Here is a 16539-nt window from a genome sequence, read left to right on the forward strand (position 1 = left end):
GAAATCTCTGTCCGAACGTTCTTGTCATTTCATCTATTTATATTGTAGAAAACGGACGATCCATCTCATACAATTTTTGATAGCGCGGGTTTTCTTTCAGTAAATCCTGATGCTCCCCCTGCATCTCAATTTGTCCATCTTCAATAAACATAATGCGGTCACATGCCTCACAGCCAGTGAGATGATGGGTAATCCAAATGACCGTTTTTTCTTTTAACACATGGAAAATGGTTTCAAGCAGCTCACGCTCTGTGCGTGGGTCAAGTCCGACGGTGGGCTCATCTAATACAACAATCGGGGTGTTTTGCAGCAAAATCCGGGCTAACGCCATCCGTTGTCTTTCTCCACCTGAGAAACGAATTCCTGTCTCCTGCACACCGGTGTGATAGCCCTCTGGCAAAGATTCGATGGTATCGTGCAGCTGCACTTGTCTCGCTGCTTCTTTTACTTGCTCCTCTGTCGCATTTGGAGAGCCTAAGCGAATATTGTTTAAAACAGAGGTATCGAATAAATACGGCTGTTGATTGAGTACTGACACATAGGTGGACACGTTCTCTCGAATGCTTTCGACCGGTTTCCCTTGGATACTGACAGCTCCTTGGTTTGGCACGACAGCTCCTTCTAACAATTTCAAAATAGTCGATTTTCCTGCACCACTTTTTCCCAAGAGAGCAAGCGATTCTCCTTGCTTCAATGAAAATGACAGATGCTTTAGCACGTGTTGGTGCGAATCATACCCAAAGGACACTTGATCAAAAGAAACAGCTTCATCTTGAGAAACAGCTGACTGATCCACTGTCTTGCGCTCAGATTCTCCTTCATACGAAAGCTTTTCATAATGATGTAATCTGCTGACAGCATGCTGATAGACTGGAATATCACCTGCTGCATCTGAGAGTGGAAGAAAGGCTTCTGTTAACGGAAATAGCACAAGCACGAAGGCTGCAATCAGGGTGTGTGACATCGAGCCTGACTGGACGACGGAACCGCTCCAATACACGACAAGCACGACAGCTCCTCCAATGATAAGCTGTGCAAAAAACTGGCGCAGACGGATAAATCGGTGCTTTGCTGCTTCAAGCGCTAACAGCTGCGCTTCTTTCTGTTCATATTCATCAACAAAATCTTTCTGCCTACCGCTAAACAACCAGTCACTCACGCCCATGACGGCATCTGTTAAATGGCTGTACAGTTCATTTCTGCCTTTTTTCATTTGAATTTGTCTCGCCCGGTTCACTAGCACTGTGACGTATGGGAAAACAAATACGAGAAGTGCCATATAAAGCAGCATCAAGCCAGCAAAAGGCCATGAGAATAGGCCAAGTGCCCCAATCGATGCGGCATATAAAAGCAGCGCACCGATAGATGGAAAGATGGTTTTTAAATAGGCATCCTGCAGTCTCTCAACATCATCTGACAAGAGCCCCAGCATTTCACCTGTACCCAGCTTTGTCTGTTTCGCACTTCGTTCAGCCATGTCATATAGGCGGACACGCATTTTTTCGATCATGGTCAAAATGAGCTGGTGGCTCGCCAATCTTTCTGCATAGCGGGCAGCTGAGCGTGAAATACCAAAGGTACGGACAGCTACAATTGGGACGTAGACCATAAGTATATTCTCAGGTCTTGTGGCAGCTTTTGAAATGAGAAATCCTGACGTATACATCAGCATAGAAGCAGAGAATACTGCAATTGCCCCTAGAAATAAAACCAGCGCAAACAGCTTTTGATTCTCCTTGATATAAGGTATAAACCAGCCTTTACTCACAATGTGTGACCGCCCCCATTTGCTCCTGTACCAATTGATAATACACGCCTTTTCTTTGCATCAATGATTCATGTGTACCCATTTCCGCAATCGTTCCTTGATCCATGACAATGATCTCATCCATGTCTGGCATCCAATGAAGCCTATGTGTCGCTAAGAACACAAGTTTATCTTCAAACAGCGGAAGCATTGTTTTCTTCAATTCATACTCTGTCTCAATATCGAGATGTGCCGTTGGTTCATCTAACAGCATAATGGACCGCTTGCCCAGCACCGTTCGCGCAAGCGCAATTCTTTGTGCCTGTCCGCCGCTTAGCCCTCTTCCCTGTTCTCCAATGACCTCATCAAGACCATTTGGCAGCTGCGTCACGAGCTGAGATAAGCCAGCTTCACTGGTAGCTCTTTCCACTTCTTCATCTGTTGCATGTGGTTCATAAAAACGAATGTTTTCTCTTAATGTCATGTGAAATAAATAAGGGTGCTGCGGCATATAGACGACTTCTTTTTGCCATTCCTTCATCTGTAAATGAACAAGCGGCTGGCCGTTTAGTGTGATTTGACCTGAGGTCGGTTCAACAAAGCCGCCGAGCACATCGGTTAATGTCGATTTCCCTGAACCACTGGCACCAATGATTCCGATTTTTTTCTTCCCTTTCACAGTGAGATCTACATCCTGAATCGAATAAGGGGCATGTTCGTCATGCTGGACACTCACATCTTGCAGGGTGAGCGCAGACTGTTCATTCCACTCGTTCAACTGCACTGATTGTGTTTCCTGCGCGCGGTAGCCCTTTTCTTCTAAAATGACCTGCATCGCCTCATTCGCTTCTTTTCCATTTAGCGTGGCATGATAATCATTTCCCACTTCACGTACTGGCAGGAAATATTCCGGTGCCAGCATGAGCGCCGTCAAAGCCGGCAATAACAGAAGCTCTCCTTCAATTAATCGCAAGCCAAGAAAGACAGCGACGGTTGCAATCGACAGCATGGAAAAGAAATCAAGCGCAAATGATGAAAGAAATGCGACCTTCAGCGTGCTCATGGTCGCCTTTCGATATCGCTTTGACACTTCCCCGATATTGCGGGAATGTTTTTTGCTAATCCCTAAATAACGAAGCGTTTCAAGGCCGCGGAGAGAGTCAGTAAAATGATTGGATAATTTCTCATACGATCTCCATTGTTTGGCCGCTTTACGCTGAGCGACAAGACCTAGCAAAATCATAAAGATAATTAAAATCGGCAGCGTCACGATTAAAATGACGGCAGATGTTTCGTCTAATGTCCAAACATAGATGAGGACCATTGCCGGTATCACAGCCATGTTCACCATCTTCGGTAAAAATAGCTGTAAATACTGACGATATTGAGCAATTCCCTCCATCGCTAATGTGACAAGCTTTCCTGTACCCTTTTTCTTTGTAAAAGCTGGACCTAAACGAAAGAGTTGGTCTAACAGCTGTTTTCTGACGTCTGCTCCAATTCGGGAAGAGTAGGTAAACATGACCTTCTCCCGAATCAAGGTGAGACCGTGCCGCACCAGAAAGGCAGCAAGAAACAGCAGGACATAAGGCGTTGCCTGCGAAAGGCTTTTCCCGTCAAACAGCGTAGTAATGGCATGTGCCAGCCACTGTGCTTGGAAAATAATACTTGCTCCTTGGATGAGTGACACAATACCTAAGAGGGCAAGAAGCCCTCTCATTCCTTTTAATTGAAGCAAACGTTTATCCATTAGTAGGTCATTGGCTCCTTACCGCTTACACGTTTACGGAAGACGTAATAGCTCCAAATTTGATACCCAAGCACAAAGGGCAGCAAAGAAATGGCAACAATCGTCATCACCGTCAGTGAATAAGATCCAGATGCAGCGTTTTGAATGGTCAGATCAAACGTATGGTTGATTGAGCTAATCATGACGCGCGGGAACAATGCAGTGAACAGCATCGTTACTGTCACCATGATGCCCGCACCTGTGAATAGGAATGTCCAGCCATCACGTTCTTTTTTCATAAAGAATAGCGCCGCTACGTAACAAACCACAATGAGGACAGTTAACGGAATGGTGATGATCGGGCGTACCGTATAAATGTCTGTTTCCATGATAGATACACCAACAAATAGGAAAAGAACTGGTAGCGCAATAAGCAGGACACGTTTGCCAAGCTTTCTCGCACGATCTCTTAAATCTCCCTCTGTACGAAGTGTGACGAAAATCAATCCGTGCAGAAGGCAAAGAACCGTCACAGCTAACCCGCCAATCACTGAATAAAGATTCACAAAATCCGTAAAACCAGCGTACATGTTCATGTCTTGATCAATTGGCATCCCGCGTAAAATACTTGTGAATAGCACACCGAGTAAAAACGGCGGCAACAGACTGCCAAAGAAGATCACCCAGTCCCATGCTTTGATCCAAGAGGCTTTCTCAACCTTCCCTCGGAATTCAAAGGCGACTCCGCGCCCGATAAGTGCTAAGAGGAGAACCGCAAACGGTATATAGTATCCACTGAACATCGTGGCATACCAGTTAGGGAAAGCAGCGAAAATAGCGCCCCCAGCTGTAATCAGCCAGACCTCATTCGCATCCCAGAAAGGACCAATCGTGTTAATTAAAATGCGGCGTTCGTGCGCATCCTTTCCAAGCAGCTGCATGGACATCCCAACACCAAAATCAAATCCTTCTAAGAAGAAAAATCCAACAAATAATACTGCGACAAGAATAAACCAAATCTCGTTAAGATATGCCATGATATGCGCCTCCATCAAATGGATCTGTAGACAGGTCCGTTTCATCCTTTTGATCTGTATCCTCTTCCGAATGTGCACCCTTTTTAATTTCTCGAATGAATAGGTAGGCAAGCAAGATGGCAAGAATCAGATACATCGTCGTAAAGCTAATGACTGAGAATAACAGCATGCCATACGATACGTTTGGCGAAATCGATTGAGCCGTCGTCATCATACCAAAGACCGTCCACGGCTGACGCCCAATTTCAGTCATGATCCAGCCAGCTGAGTTCGCAATAAATGGGAAGGCAATCATCCCTACCATGAAGCGTAAAAACCATTTGTTCGTTTCGAGTTTCTTTCTAAAGCTCAAGTACAAGCCAATCATACTGGCAAAAATCATCAGCATGCCGGCACCAACCATGATTCTAAAGCTCCAGAAGGTTGTTTTTACTGGCGGAATGTAGTCTCCAGGACCAAACTTTGCTTCATATTCTTTTTGAAGGGTCAGCATGCCTGGCACATCTCCACTAAACTTCGAATAAGCCAAGTAACTTAAAGCAAACGGAATATTGATCTCCGCAGAGTTTTCTTTTTTATCTGTATCAATATTGGCAAATAGTGTCCAAGCCGCTGGATCTCCACTATCCTTCCAAAGGGCTTCACTTGCTGCCATCTTCATTGGCTGTGATTCCATTAAGTGCTTCGCTTGATCATGTCCAGAGAATGCCACACCTAAGCCAGAAATTAAAGCGAGAACCATGGCAATCTGGAATGATTTTTTGAAAAAGGCGATTTCTTGTTTTTTGATCATTTTATAGGCACTAACTCCTGCAATAAAGAATGCACCTGTAGCCAGCGCACCAAACAGAACGTGCGGGAATTCAACCCAAAGCTGCGGGTTCGTTACAAGAGCGCCAAAGTCATTCATTTCTGCACGGCCATTTTTAATGACAAATCCAACTGGCTCTTGCATAAATGAGTTGGCGAGTAAAATCCAAAACGCCGAAAAGATCGTACCAAGGGAAACAAGCCAAATACACAATAAATGAATCTTCTTCGGCAGACGATCCCAGCCGAATATCCAAAGTCCAATAAATGTAGATTCAAGGAAAAAGGCGAGCAGTGCTTCAATGGCAAGCGGTGCACCAAATACATCACCGACAAACCTTGAATAATCTGACCAGTTCATCCCAAACTGGAATTCCTGGAGAATCCCTGTCACCACACCTACTGCAAAATTGAGTAAGAATAGATGACCCCAAAACTTCGCCATCTTTTTATAAATCTCTTTTTTCTTGACGACATAAAGGGTCTGCATCAATGCAACGATAAACACCAAACCTATTGACATAGGAACAAAAATAAAATGAAATAATGTCGTTGAAGCAAATTGAAATCTTGCTAAAAACAGCTCACTCACAGCCTTACATCCTCCCTTACTTTCACATGCCGAATGATTCGAAATGTCTATGCTCACCATTTCACAAAATGTTCACTATTTGTTCAATGATTCACAAATAATAGCCTGTTTGAAATGATTTACTCGGTGAAATTTTACTCTTGCTTTTCATTCGGTTAGTTATTTATACCTGTACTTTACACCCATACGCTTCAAAAATAAAGTAAATTTTACCTAAAAACTGGATGGTATTGTGTCAGTTGTTTGAATACTTTGTCAAAAATATGTGACAGAAAGTAAAAAAATAGCGCTGCACGTGAGCTGCAGCGCTGTGTTTCTTTTTTAGGCTTTTTTCTGTAAAGCTGGTCTAGTGACTTGCACTTCATAGTACGTAATTTTGTTTTTTAATAGACCTTCAGGTTTCGCTTTTCCATGAGCGTGCGCATCACCAAATGCCTGAGATTTTGTCCAATTCACAAAGTCTTCTTTTCGATTCCAGCGTGTATGAATGGTCACTTCATCGTAATCGGTTGTCTGCTGTGTGACCCATACTTCCATGCCTAAAAATCCTTCCATGACTTCTACTTGTCCCTGCTTGTTAAAACGCTTGACGAGGTGGTCGGCACTGCCTTTTTCTACTCTTACCTGGTTGTTGACAATGATCATGTTTTGTTCATCTCCCTTTTGTTGTTGGATCGAAGCGATTGGAATAATAAGCGGATGCTCACCGTCTAAGTGAACCTCAGCCTGAATCCCAAAGACCTCTTTGAAAAAGCTTTCTGTTAATACTTCTTTTGGTGTCCCTATTTGATAAATCTGACCACGCTTCATCGCAATAAGGCGGTCACAATATTTTGCTGCCTGCTGCAGGTCGTGAAGAACCATTAAAATGGTGATTCCATGCGTCTTATTCAGCTGTTTGAGCAGCTCTAGTAAATCAAGCTGATGCGCAATATCTAAGTAAGTTGTCGGCTCATCCAGAATAATCGTCTCTGTCTTCTGAGCGAGCGCCATCGCAATATACGCTTTTTGCCTTTCTCCACCAGACAATGTATGCAGCATTCTATTTTCATTGATCCGGCTATTGGTCACATCAAGCGCCCACTCAATCGCTTCTTGATCTGTCTTCGAGCTTTTTTTCCAGATCGAACGATGCGGACTGCGTCCAAGTGCGACCAGCTCCCGTACGGTCATAGATGGAATGGCTGTTCTCGTCTGCATGAGAACGGCGATTTCCTTTGCGATCTCCTGAGCTGTCATCTCTTTTTGCGGTATATCGTGAATGTATATCGTGCCGCTTTCGATTGACGTAAGACGTGCGGCTGCTTTAATAAAAGTCGACTTCCCTGATCCATTCGGTCCAATAATTCCTGTCACGCTTCCTTTAGGAACAGCTGCTGAAATAGATGACAGCTGAAAGCCTCCTTGACTGAGACTCACGTCATCCATAGCTATCACATCCAACTTAACCCCTCCCTTTCTTTTTTAATAAATAGAGGAAGAAAGGTGCACCGATGCAGGCAAGCAGGATACCGACAGGCAGTTCAACTGGCGTAAACCATACCCTTGCGGCTGTATCTGCAAAAACCACAAGCACGCCTCCGCCCAGCATCGAGATCGGCAGCAGATACCGGTAGTCATCTCCAATTAAAAGACGGATAAAATGAGGAACGACTAGTCCGACAAATCCAATTAAGCCGCTCACACTTACTGCTGCACCAGCTAAAAGTGCCGCCAGTGCAATTAAGAAAAACCGGGTGCGCTCTACTCTGAGACCTAGCAGCTGAGCCGATTCATCGCCAAGCAAAAGAAGATTTGCCGGCTTGATGGCAAAAAAACAAAGGCACAACCCAGCGAGCGCATATGGCGACACGAAGGTTAGATGATGCCAGCTTCGTCCATTTAATCCTCCTGATAAAAAGGGCAGGACAGCCTGTACACGCTCACTATAAAGCACCATAAACCCATTCATCACCGCCCCAAGCAGGGCATTGACTGCCACTCCCGCCAAAATCAGCTTCAGCGGTGAAACCCCTTGATCAAATGAGAGCATATACACCACAAGTGCCGCTAATAAAGCGCCAAGGAAAGCAGCGGCTGGCAGCAAATACGTGAATTGCGGAAACACAATCATGCTAAGCACAGCAGCCAATCCGCCGCCAGCCGTCACACCGATGATGCCAGGGTCAGCGAGTGGATTTCGGACGACTCCTTGTAAAATCGCCCCTGATGCTGCGAGACATGCCCCAACGATGAAACCGATGAGAACGCGCGGTAGGCGTAAATCCATCACAATTTTCTCATGAACAGGCTGACCTGATCCCGTCAAAGCAGCGAGTAAATCTTGCAGTGATAATTGAACAGAACCTAATGCAAGCCCTAGGCATGCGCCTACAACTAACGAGATGAATAGTCCGGGTATCAGCCATCTTCGCCTCGACTGTCTTTTTTGAAAATCTAATTCTGCATTCATTTTCATGATGACAATCGCTTCAATCTTTTCTCTAGCTCATCAATCGCTCTCATCACGTCTGCGCCTGGATTCGTCCCAAATAGATCACTAGGCAGAATCTCGACGTGTCCATGTTTGACAGCTGATACATCGTGCCATGCGGCATTCTGTTTCATTTCACTCATAAAGCCCGCTTTCACATCTTCAGGATTGCTGTGGGTCATAAGCAGGATAAGATCAGGATCAGCTTCGATGACCTTTTCTGCATTGATTTGAGCGTATTGAGGGAATTTTTCGAGTGCCGGTTCATTCTCAGCAATGTTCGTCCCTCCAGCGATGTGCAGTAAATCTCCGCTTAAGGATTGAGGAAGTGCCGCCATATATGTGCCAGGTGCCCCGTATACAACGAGTGTCTTCACTTTTTTCTGAGGCTGTTTGACCTGCTTTTTCCGCTGATCGATTTGCTTGTTAAGCGCTTTTGCTTTTTGCTGCTTCCCTAGCAAATCTCCGAATAACGTAATTTGACGCTGGATGTCCTTCACTGAATTGGCACTTGTCAAAAGAAGCTGTGAACCAATTCCTTCTATTGTAGTGATGTCCTTGCTGTTTAATTGTTCATTCCCAAGTACAACATCGGGCTTTAAGCTTGTGATGAGCTCTACATCAAATTGATGTGTGGTACCAATTGTTTGGACTGATGTAGCCTGTTGTAAGCTCTCTGGTAATTCGGCGGCCGGACGACCGACCACCTCACCGCCTAAGGCATATAGGATGCTCATGTCTCCAGTCGATAATGAGACAATACGCTGAGGGGAGTCCTCAAACGACAGCGTTCTGCCGGCAAAGTCCTTTATCTTCAGCGCACCTTGTCCGCTCCCTTTCTCTACAGGTGCTGCCTGACTGCATCCGCCGAGGAGAAGCATCAAGACAAGTCCCACGAAGATCACATGTGAAAATTTCAACCGCCTGTCTCTCCTTTTCTAGTAAACTTTCTTTAGCTTTGCCTGTACCACGAGACGCCCGTTTTTCGGTGCAAGCACATGATCACAGGTCGATAGAGTGAGAATGAGGTCATCAGTGGACACGTCTGTCTTCGTTTGATAGATTGATTTTTTTCGCACAGCTTGCAAGTAGTGCGCATATTCGCCAAGATCTTGAAAATCGGTTTGAATATAATCGAAGTCCACCGTTGTTTCATACACGGCAAAAATCTCCGCTTCATAGCTTTGATACAGCGTATCGTACTGAAATGTCCGATGCTCATCGAAGAAATCCTTTTTTAAATAGTTTGTGAGTCCAGCGAACATGGACCCATCCCTCATCCGATGTCCGTACACCACAGTATTCGGGCTTTCATGCAAGACGTCATTGCGATAATCCATAAAAATACTGCCTGCCCTGGTGTCATTTTTTAAGTAATTACGGGTTAAGTAGAACGCATTATCGCGAGATTGGACGATTGGGTACTGTATCATTGTGTCCTTCATATTGATCCAGCCGACAATATCGTCGTTTACCTTCCGCAGTTCATCAAATGACGTGCGAATGGTTCCCGGCTCCCGGCTTTCATTCATTCCTTGCTCATGTCCATACATCGTCTGAGCCTTTGCAAGCACCTGACGATTTTGATAATAGCCGAACAGCTCTAAGCCAATGGCCGAACCGCTATAAATGAATACACCTAAACAGACGATTGTCAGCACCCGTTGCCATACCCGTTTTCCTCTTTTCACACTATCTCACCTGCTTTTTGCACAGCTTATATACCAACAGGCACGATATACATCCCTGTTTCTGCATCCTGTTTAATCGTGACGGACACATCATAAATGTGCCGCACATTTTCTTCTGTTAACACATCGTTTGGCTGTCCTTCACTCATAATCCGGCCATTCTTCATCGCAATGATGACATCACTGTAGCGGACAGCCTGATTCATGTCATGCAGCACCATAACGATTGTTAGTCCATGTACGACATTGAGCTCACGGATCAGCTCAAGAATGTCAAATTGATAATAGATATCCAAATAGGTTGTCGGTTCATCTAAGAAAAGGATCGACGTTTTTTGCGCAAGTGCCATCGCAATCCATACTCGCTGCCGCTCACCGCCTGACAGTGAGGCGAGCGGCACCTTTCGTTTTTCCGTTAGCTTTGTACTGGAAAGCGCCCACTCTATCGCTCTCTCATCCTCTTCCTTGTCTCCTCCGCGCATCGTTTGGTACGGCGTTCTGCCGAATGCCACGACCCTCTCGATCGTTAAATCAAGCGGCGCTTCATTTTGCTGATGGACGACAGCCAGCTTTTTTGCCAGCTCCTTTGGCTTAAACGCATTCAGTGCTTGGCCGTCTAAGTGAATTTTCCCTTTGTTTGGAGCATGGTTATTCGCCATTAATGAAAGCAGTGTGGATTTCCCTGAGCCATTCGGACCGATAATGGTTGTGATTTTCCCTTTTTCAATGTGTGTTGTGACCGTTTGAACGATGTCCTTCTGTTGGTCATATGAGAATGACACCTCACGAATGTCCATGGAGACGGTCCCCCCTTCTTAGTAAAAAGATCAGAAATGGCCCGCCAATCACTGCCATGATCGTAGAAGCAGGAATTTCATTTGGCGCGACAAGCGTCCTGCCGAGCGTATCAGCCGTCAGAATCAGCAAAGCCCCGCTTAACGCAGAAAATGGAATGAGTACCCGATGATCCGAGCCGACAAGTCTTCTTGAAATGTGAGGGATAAGCAAACCGACAAACGCAATCACTCCTGCGACCGCTGCTGTCACCGCCGCAAGCAACACAGCTGTGATGGAAATCAAAAGGCGCATTCTGGTCACACGCAATCCTAAATTTTTCGCTGTCTTGTCCTGAAGAGCCAAGAGGTTACACCATCTGCTAAAGAAAAGGGCTACGACAAGGCCGACGACGCCATAGACTCCGATTAAGCGAACATCTCCCCACGTTTTCATCGTGAGATTCGACTGTCCTGATTGATTGATCGTGATATTGAAATAGCTGCAAATGGTCACAAATGCTTCAGCCATTCCAGTAAACATGGCATTGATGGCGATCCCAACCAAAATCATGCGGATGGGACTTAATCCACCCTTCCAAGACAGAACATACACGAGGAGACACGCAATGGCTCCACCTAACACCGAAAATAAAGGAGAGTAGAAATAAAATTGAGGAAGTGCTGTTATTGCCATTAAAGAAAAGAAGCTGGCTCCTGATGAAATCCCAATGACGCCGGCATCAGCTAATGGATTCCTCATGACCGACTGCAGCAGTACACCGGAGACTGATAAGGCGGCCCCTGTAAACATGGCAATGAGCATGCGAGGAATTCTGAGATCTTTAATGATTTCTACCTGTGCATGTTGACCGGTGATGAGCCCTTCCAATAATTCAATCGGGGTGACATGAATGCTCCCCGTAATGGCGGAATAAATAAACACGCACACTAGTAAGACACTGACTGTCAGAAATAAAATCCCTGTTTTTTTCATCTTAAACGTCCTTTTATCATTCAAATTCGCCGCTTATGACGGATACAGCATACGCGTTAGTTCATCTAGTGCTTCTGCTGCCTTTAAATTGCCCGTTGTCCCGAATAAGCTTTCTTCGAGGTCATACACCCGGTCTTGCTTGACTGCATGAAAATGCTTCCAGATGTCATTTGTTTTAAATTCTTGATCAAACATGCGGACGACTTCATCTGGCATCCCATGTGCGGCCCGGAGGATGATATCTGGATTGGCTTTTTGTAAATACTCCGTATTGGAAGCCAAATACTCCATTTTCTCACCTTTGACAATGTTCTTTCCACCTGCGATACGCACAAGATCACCAATATATGAATGCTCTGTCGCCACCAAATAACTGCCTGGTACACCAAGCAAAATCAGAACGGATGGCTTTCGTTTTCCCTTCGTCTTCTCTTGTATGTCTTTCTTTTTTTGCTCAAAGTCAGACACAATGCGCTCGGCTTGTTTCTTTCTGTCATACTGAGCTCCAAGCTTCGTAATCGCCTTCTCCATGTTAGCCATGCTCTCGAGATTTAAGTATGTGGCTGGGACACCTGCTTGTTGAAAGGGTGTCTCTAAATCATATCGAAGGGTTGTAACGGACAGGACATCTGTCGGTTGAAGTGATTGGATGATTTCCATGTCTGGGCTCATTGGATTGCCGACTTCTGGCAGTCCTTTATAACGAGCTGGCAAGGTTTTTTGGCTTGTTGGCACCCCAACAAGATCGATCTCTAAGGCATCCATGATCTCCACAGCAGCTACAGTTGTTGCCACAATGCGCGCATTTGAATCTGCGCTTTTTTTGCCTTTTGCTGAGCTTTCAGCTGACTGTGAGCAGCCCGATAAGATCACGCACACACTAAGGGCAGCGATCAAGGTACATAACATTCGATGCTTCAAAAACAGAAGCCCCCTTTCGAAAAAAGAGAGTGGATGCGTCGATGATCTCGGCGCATCTCACTTCAACTAAACCATCTATCTTGTTCTTGTTTGATACTTTCTGACGAGTACGAATAATGACCCGCCGAATAAAAGAATATACACCCAAAGAAGAGAGGTATCTCCTGTTTTTGGATTCAGCTGTCCAGTCTCAGACTTGGTTTGGTCATCTGATGGAGTAAATGTTAGCTGCTCTGCACCTGTTTCCTCTGGCGCTAAATTCTCAAGTTGATTTGGTTGATTTGATTGAGAATCGCGATCATTTGGATTTTTGACAAAGCCGATACTCTCATCGTCTCCGATGATCGATCGAATCCCGCTTCCTTCACCAAGAGCAATTCCTTTTGTGTCATAGATAAGTTTGACATCGTACTGCTCATGATAATTCGCAGCTGGAATATCAATTTTTACGCGTGCTGCCTGAGCCGTGCTTAAGCTTTTGGCTTCGTATTGAATCACTCGTGTATCTGATTTTTGATCTGTTTTTGCAACAAGCGTCTCCTCAAACTTGCCACCTGTTCCTACTTGGAAGGACGTGATGGCTGAGCTATTCTTCACTGTATATGAAACGAAATGGCGGCCATTTTTCACAACCAATGTCGCAGGGCTCACGACGTAATCGTTCATACGAGAAAGCTCATCCTTGTCTGCTTTCTTCATTGAGAAAGGAAGCTTGTATACACCATCTTTAAGCTGAGCCGTCTCTTGAGCAACTCCGCCGTTATTTGTTTCTGGTGATGGTGTGTTTGGTTTTGGTGTTTCTGGTGCAGCAGGTGTTTCTTCCTCTACCTGTCCGCCTTTAAGTGGCGCGATACTCTTTGCATCGAATTGAAAACGAATATCGTAAGTTTGGTCATAGTGGGCGGCCGCTACTACAATGTGAACTTTTCCTTTGACCGCTTTTTTCAAATCAGCGACATCAAATGACACCACTCTTGTGTTCTTTGCTTGATCTGTGCTGACGGTCTTCACTTCTTGATAAGAGCCGTTTTTCTCTATTTTCAAAGAAGCAACAGACGTATTGTCCTTCACCGTAAAGGAAATGGTTTGCTTTCCGTTTTTGACGGTTAAGGATGCAGGATGTGAGAAGTATTGGTTCATCCGAGATGCCTCGTCCTCATCCCCTTTGAGCACACTGTAATTGATGCGGTACTCGCCATCTTTCAGTTGGTTTTGCGCGGAATCTACTGGCTTTGTACCATTGTTATTGTCTGGTGTTGTCTGCTGATCGTCTGGCTTTGTGCCATTTTGATCATCCGGCTTTGTTTCGTTATCGTCTGGCTTTGTGCCATTTTGGTCATCCGGCTTTGTTTCGTTATCGTCTGGCTTTGTGCCATTTTGGTCATCTGGTTTTGTTTCGTTATCGTCTGGCTTTGCAGGTGTAACGAGCGTTAGGCTGCTTTGATCGAATGCAAGCTGTACGTCATATGCTTCGTCATAAATAAAGCCGCCTAAATCCCAGTAAATTTTCACCCAGCCGTTTAATTTGGCTGATAGGTCGGCAACATCAAACTTGATCACACGTGTATTGGCAGTTGCATCCTCACTGACAGTTTCAGTGGTGACAAGAGCGCCATTTTGTTCGACCTTGAAATCTGTAATCTCTTTGCTTTGCTTCAGTGTGACATAGGCAGTCGTCTTGCCATTTTCCACAATCAGCTTAGCTGGCTTTTCTGTATACATATCCATCATGGACGCTTCTGTGCTGCCATTTTTTAAAACAGTGAATCCGACCGTGTATTCACCATCAACAAATGATGCAGCTTGAGCCGTTCCTTGAGGAATCTGAAATGCAGTCAATAAACTGAATAAAACGAGCAGAATGGCTGCCTTTAGATGAAAAAGACGTTTCAAATGGTGACACTTCCTTCCTTAATGCTTAATGATCCACTTTCTTGCTAAAAATCCGCCTGAGCATAGAGCAAGCACAAGGAGCCACCCTGTCTGGTTTGTATCACCAGTTTGAGGATTCTCTTCTTGTTTTGTCGTGGATGGATCAGATGTTTTCGTTGATTCTTTTGATGGCTGCTGCTTTTCTGCTTCACCCGCTGATTTGTTTGTGCTGTTAGACGAAAGTGATTTCATGCTGCTCTCATCAAATTTCAGCTGAATGGTATAATCATGATCATAATCAGCAGATTTTACAGTGACATGAATTTTTGATTTGATTGGTTTAGACAAGCTCTGAGCTTGGAACTGAACAATCCTTGTGTTGGCTTTTTTATTGGTTGAGAGAACCGTTGTATCGACATAGCCGCCATTTCCGGGGACTTTAAATTCCGTCACCCAGCTGCTATTTTTAATGGTCATTTGTACTGTCAGCTTCCCATTTTTTGCAATCACTTTTGCTGGCTTCAGCCAGTAGTCATTTGCCATAGAGACCGCATTTCCTTCAGCCTTGAGCACAGTATAGTTGACGGAGTATGTACCATCCTTTAACGTGGCAGCCTGTGCGTTTGAAAAAGGCAGCATGAGTGCCAATAATAAAGCGGTCATGAAGACTGATAGCCTCATCATTTTTTTCATCAAGCGAATTTCCTCCCTTTTTACTGAACAGATGCTGCATCAAACTTGATACGGATGTCGTAATTACCTGTATATCCGATGACCGGTACAGTCACGCTCACTTTTGCTGGTACGACTTCTGTCAGGCTGTTCACGTTGAATTCTACTGTTCTCTTATTCGCAGCTGTGTTTGTACTGATCACCTTCGCATCTTTGTAGACACCTTGTTCAAGTGTTTTAAAGCTAGTGATCCAAGAACTATTCGTTAACGTGACTTGTGCTTTGATTTTTCCATCCTTCACGACAAGCTTGGCTGGTTTTTCAAAATACGTATTCGCTGTTGAAGTCGAATCGCTATCTGCCTTCCATACCACATATTGTGCTGAATGTTGACCATCTGCTAAGCCTGCTGCTGAGGCTGAGCTAATCGGGGCTAGAGCAAATAATAGAACAAAGCTAAAGAACAATAATACGTGTGATGTTGAACGAATGGCTTTCATGTGAACCCTCCTAAATGATATTGATAATTATTCTCAACGGATAATAAAAAAAATAACCTTCATAAGCGCTTGATCACACTTATAGATGATTATGATAATCATTATCAATTGAGTTGAAAAAATAAATCTTTGCTTCCTAAAAGCCAAAGATGTCTGTTTCTAAATGATGGTTTGACACGTGTTTTAGGCAATCTGTCCCATTCATGATACCATGGCATGACCTCCATTCCATTACAGGGAAAAGAACCCTCTTCTTCTTGATCTTATATGATGAGTGAATTTATTGTCAACATCATTTTTCATACTATTGACTTAGATTTCTGGAAAATCGCACAAAAAAATTTCGATCAGACAGACTGATCGAAATCGATTAGGAAGGAACATGTTCCCCTTTTTTGCTGTTTTTACGTTCTAAAGACCAAGCATACATTTCACGAATAATCGGCTCTATTTTCTTCCCTTGCGCTGTTAATTCGTATTCAATCCGTACTGGAATGTCAGGGTATACGTTTTTCTCAACGAGTCCTTCAGCCTCTAAATCCTTCAGCCTTTCAGATAATAATCTGCCGCTGATGTTCATTTCATTTTCAAGCTGACAGAAACGCTTAGGGCCTGTCAGAAGCTGATTGATGATGAGAATGACCCACTTCTTGCCTAGAATCTCCATGGCATCTGTGATTGGGCAGCCATCTACTTGAGCCATACCTTACTCCCTCCCGCTTTTC

Annotated in this window: 15 protein-coding genes; all 15 read right to left on the reverse strand. The window is 44.5% G+C overall.

Annotated features, from left to right (window positions below):
* Window positions 1-37: 37 nt before the first annotated feature.
* The 15 genes from cydC to MHH54_RS17870 all read right to left on the reverse strand — a co-directional run bounded on the left by cydC (window position 38) and on the right by MHH54_RS17870 (window position 16517).
* Window positions 38-1771 (reverse strand): thiol reductant ABC exporter subunit CydC, encoded by a 1734-nt coding sequence (gene cydC / locus MHH54_RS17800; protein ID WP_342500926.1) that lies wholly within the window; start codon window positions 1769-1771, stop codon window positions 38-40.
* Window positions 1761-3497 (reverse strand): thiol reductant ABC exporter subunit CydD, encoded by a 1737-nt coding sequence (cydD, locus tag MHH54_RS17805; RefSeq protein WP_342500495.1) that lies wholly within the window; start codon window positions 3495-3497, stop codon window positions 1761-1763. Before cydD ends, cydC begins: the two co-directional genes overlap by 11 nt.
* Entirely contained in the window at window positions 3497-4513 is a 1017-nt protein-coding gene (gene cydB, locus MHH54_RS17810) for a cytochrome d ubiquinol oxidase subunit II (protein ID WP_003215337.1), read from the reverse strand. The genes cydD and cydB overlap by 1 nt, the downstream gene beginning before the upstream one ends.
* A complete protein-coding gene (locus tag MHH54_RS17815) occupies window positions 4500-5915 on the reverse strand; it encodes a cytochrome ubiquinol oxidase subunit I (protein WP_003214979.1) in 1416 nt (471 codons plus the stop codon). The genes cydB and MHH54_RS17815 overlap by 14 nt, the downstream gene beginning before the upstream one ends.
* A 321-nt stretch (window positions 5916-6236) precedes the next feature.
* Window positions 6237-7358 carry a heme oxygenase gene (gene isdG, locus MHH54_RS17820; RefSeq protein WP_342500496.1) on the reverse strand — a complete coding sequence of 374 codons (1122 nt, stop codon included), beginning with the start codon at window positions 7356-7358 and terminating at the stop codon, window positions 6237-6239.
* Window position 7359: 1 nt separating this feature from the next.
* Window positions 7360-8373, reverse strand: coding sequence for an iron ABC transporter permease (locus tag MHH54_RS17825; RefSeq protein WP_050944543.1), 1014 nt, complete (start codon window positions 8371-8373; stop codon window positions 7360-7362).
* Entirely contained in the window at window positions 8370-9308 is a 939-nt protein-coding gene (locus MHH54_RS17830; protein WP_342500497.1) for an ABC transporter substrate-binding protein, read from the reverse strand. The genes MHH54_RS17825 and MHH54_RS17830 overlap by 4 nt, the downstream gene beginning before the upstream one ends.
* 18 nt (window positions 9309-9326) lie before the next feature.
* Window positions 9327-10079, reverse strand: coding sequence for a class B sortase (srtB, locus tag MHH54_RS17835; protein ID WP_342500498.1), 753 nt, complete (start codon window positions 10077-10079; stop codon window positions 9327-9329).
* A gap of 26 nt (window positions 10080-10105) precedes the next feature.
* Entirely contained in the window at window positions 10106-10876 is a 771-nt protein-coding gene (locus tag MHH54_RS17840; RefSeq protein WP_342500499.1) for an ABC transporter ATP-binding protein, read from the reverse strand.
* Entirely contained in the window at window positions 10863-11849 is a 987-nt protein-coding gene (locus tag MHH54_RS17845) for an iron ABC transporter permease (protein WP_340990417.1), read from the reverse strand. Before MHH54_RS17845 ends, MHH54_RS17840 begins: the two co-directional genes overlap by 14 nt.
* Before the next feature lie 33 nt (window positions 11850-11882).
* The gene (gene isdE / locus MHH54_RS17850) at window positions 11883-12770 is read right to left on the reverse strand and encodes a heme ABC transporter substrate-binding protein IsdE (protein WP_342500500.1); all 888 of its coding nucleotides are present in this window, start codon (window positions 12768-12770) and stop codon (window positions 11883-11885) included.
* 75 nt (window positions 12771-12845) lie between these two features.
* A complete protein-coding gene (locus MHH54_RS17855; protein ID WP_342500501.1) occupies window positions 12846-14663 on the reverse strand; it encodes an NEAT domain-containing protein in 1818 nt (605 codons plus the stop codon).
* 18 nt (window positions 14664-14681) lie between these two features.
* Window positions 14682-15335 (reverse strand): heme uptake protein IsdC, encoded by a 654-nt coding sequence (isdC, locus tag MHH54_RS17860; protein WP_342500502.1) that lies wholly within the window; start codon window positions 15333-15335, stop codon window positions 14682-14684.
* A 20-nt stretch (window positions 15336-15355) separates the two neighbouring features.
* On the reverse strand, window positions 15356-15814 hold the full coding sequence (locus MHH54_RS17865) for an NEAT domain-containing protein (protein ID WP_034620280.1): 459 nt from the start codon (window positions 15812-15814) through the stop codon (window positions 15356-15358).
* A gap of 370 nt (window positions 15815-16184) precedes the next feature.
* A complete protein-coding gene (locus MHH54_RS17870) occupies window positions 16185-16517 on the reverse strand; it encodes a helix-turn-helix domain-containing protein (RefSeq protein ID WP_050944548.1) in 333 nt (110 codons plus the stop codon).
* Window positions 16518-16539 lie beyond the last annotated feature (22 nt).

This window comes from Bacillus sp. FSL K6-4563 (genome assembly GCF_038630405.1).
Lineage (GTDB): Bacteria > Bacillota > Bacilli > Bacillales > Bacillaceae > Bacillus > Bacillus pumilus.

Excerpts from the sequence above, each read along its gene's own strand:
- cydD (WP_342500495.1), bottom strand. The coding sequence starts at position 3,497 with ATGGATAAACGTTTGCTTCAATTAAAAGGAATGAGAGGGCTTCTTGCC.
- cydB (WP_003215337.1), bottom strand. The coding sequence starts at position 4,513 with ATGGCATATCTTAACGAGATTTGGTTTATTCTTGTCGCAGTATTATTT.
- MHH54_RS17825 (WP_050944543.1), bottom strand. The coding sequence starts at position 8,373 with ATGAAAATGAATGCAGAATTAGATTTTCAAAAAAGACAGTCGAGGCGA.
- MHH54_RS17840 (WP_342500499.1), bottom strand. The coding sequence starts at position 10,876 with ATGGACATTCGTGAGGTGTCATTCTCATATGACCAACAGAAGGACATC.
- MHH54_RS17845 (WP_340990417.1), bottom strand. The coding sequence starts at position 11,849 with ATGAAAAAAACAGGGATTTTATTTCTGACAGTCAGTGTCTTACTAGTG.
- isdC (WP_342500502.1), bottom strand. The coding sequence starts at position 15,335 with ATGAAAAAAATGATGAGGCTATCAGTCTTCATGACCGCTTTATTATTG.
- MHH54_RS17865 (WP_034620280.1), bottom strand. The coding sequence starts at position 15,814 with ATGAAAGCCATTCGTTCAACATCACACGTATTATTGTTCTTTAGCTTT.
- MHH54_RS17870 (WP_050944548.1), bottom strand. The coding sequence starts at position 16,517 with ATGGCTCAAGTAGATGGCTGCCCAATCACAGATGCCATGGAGATTCTA.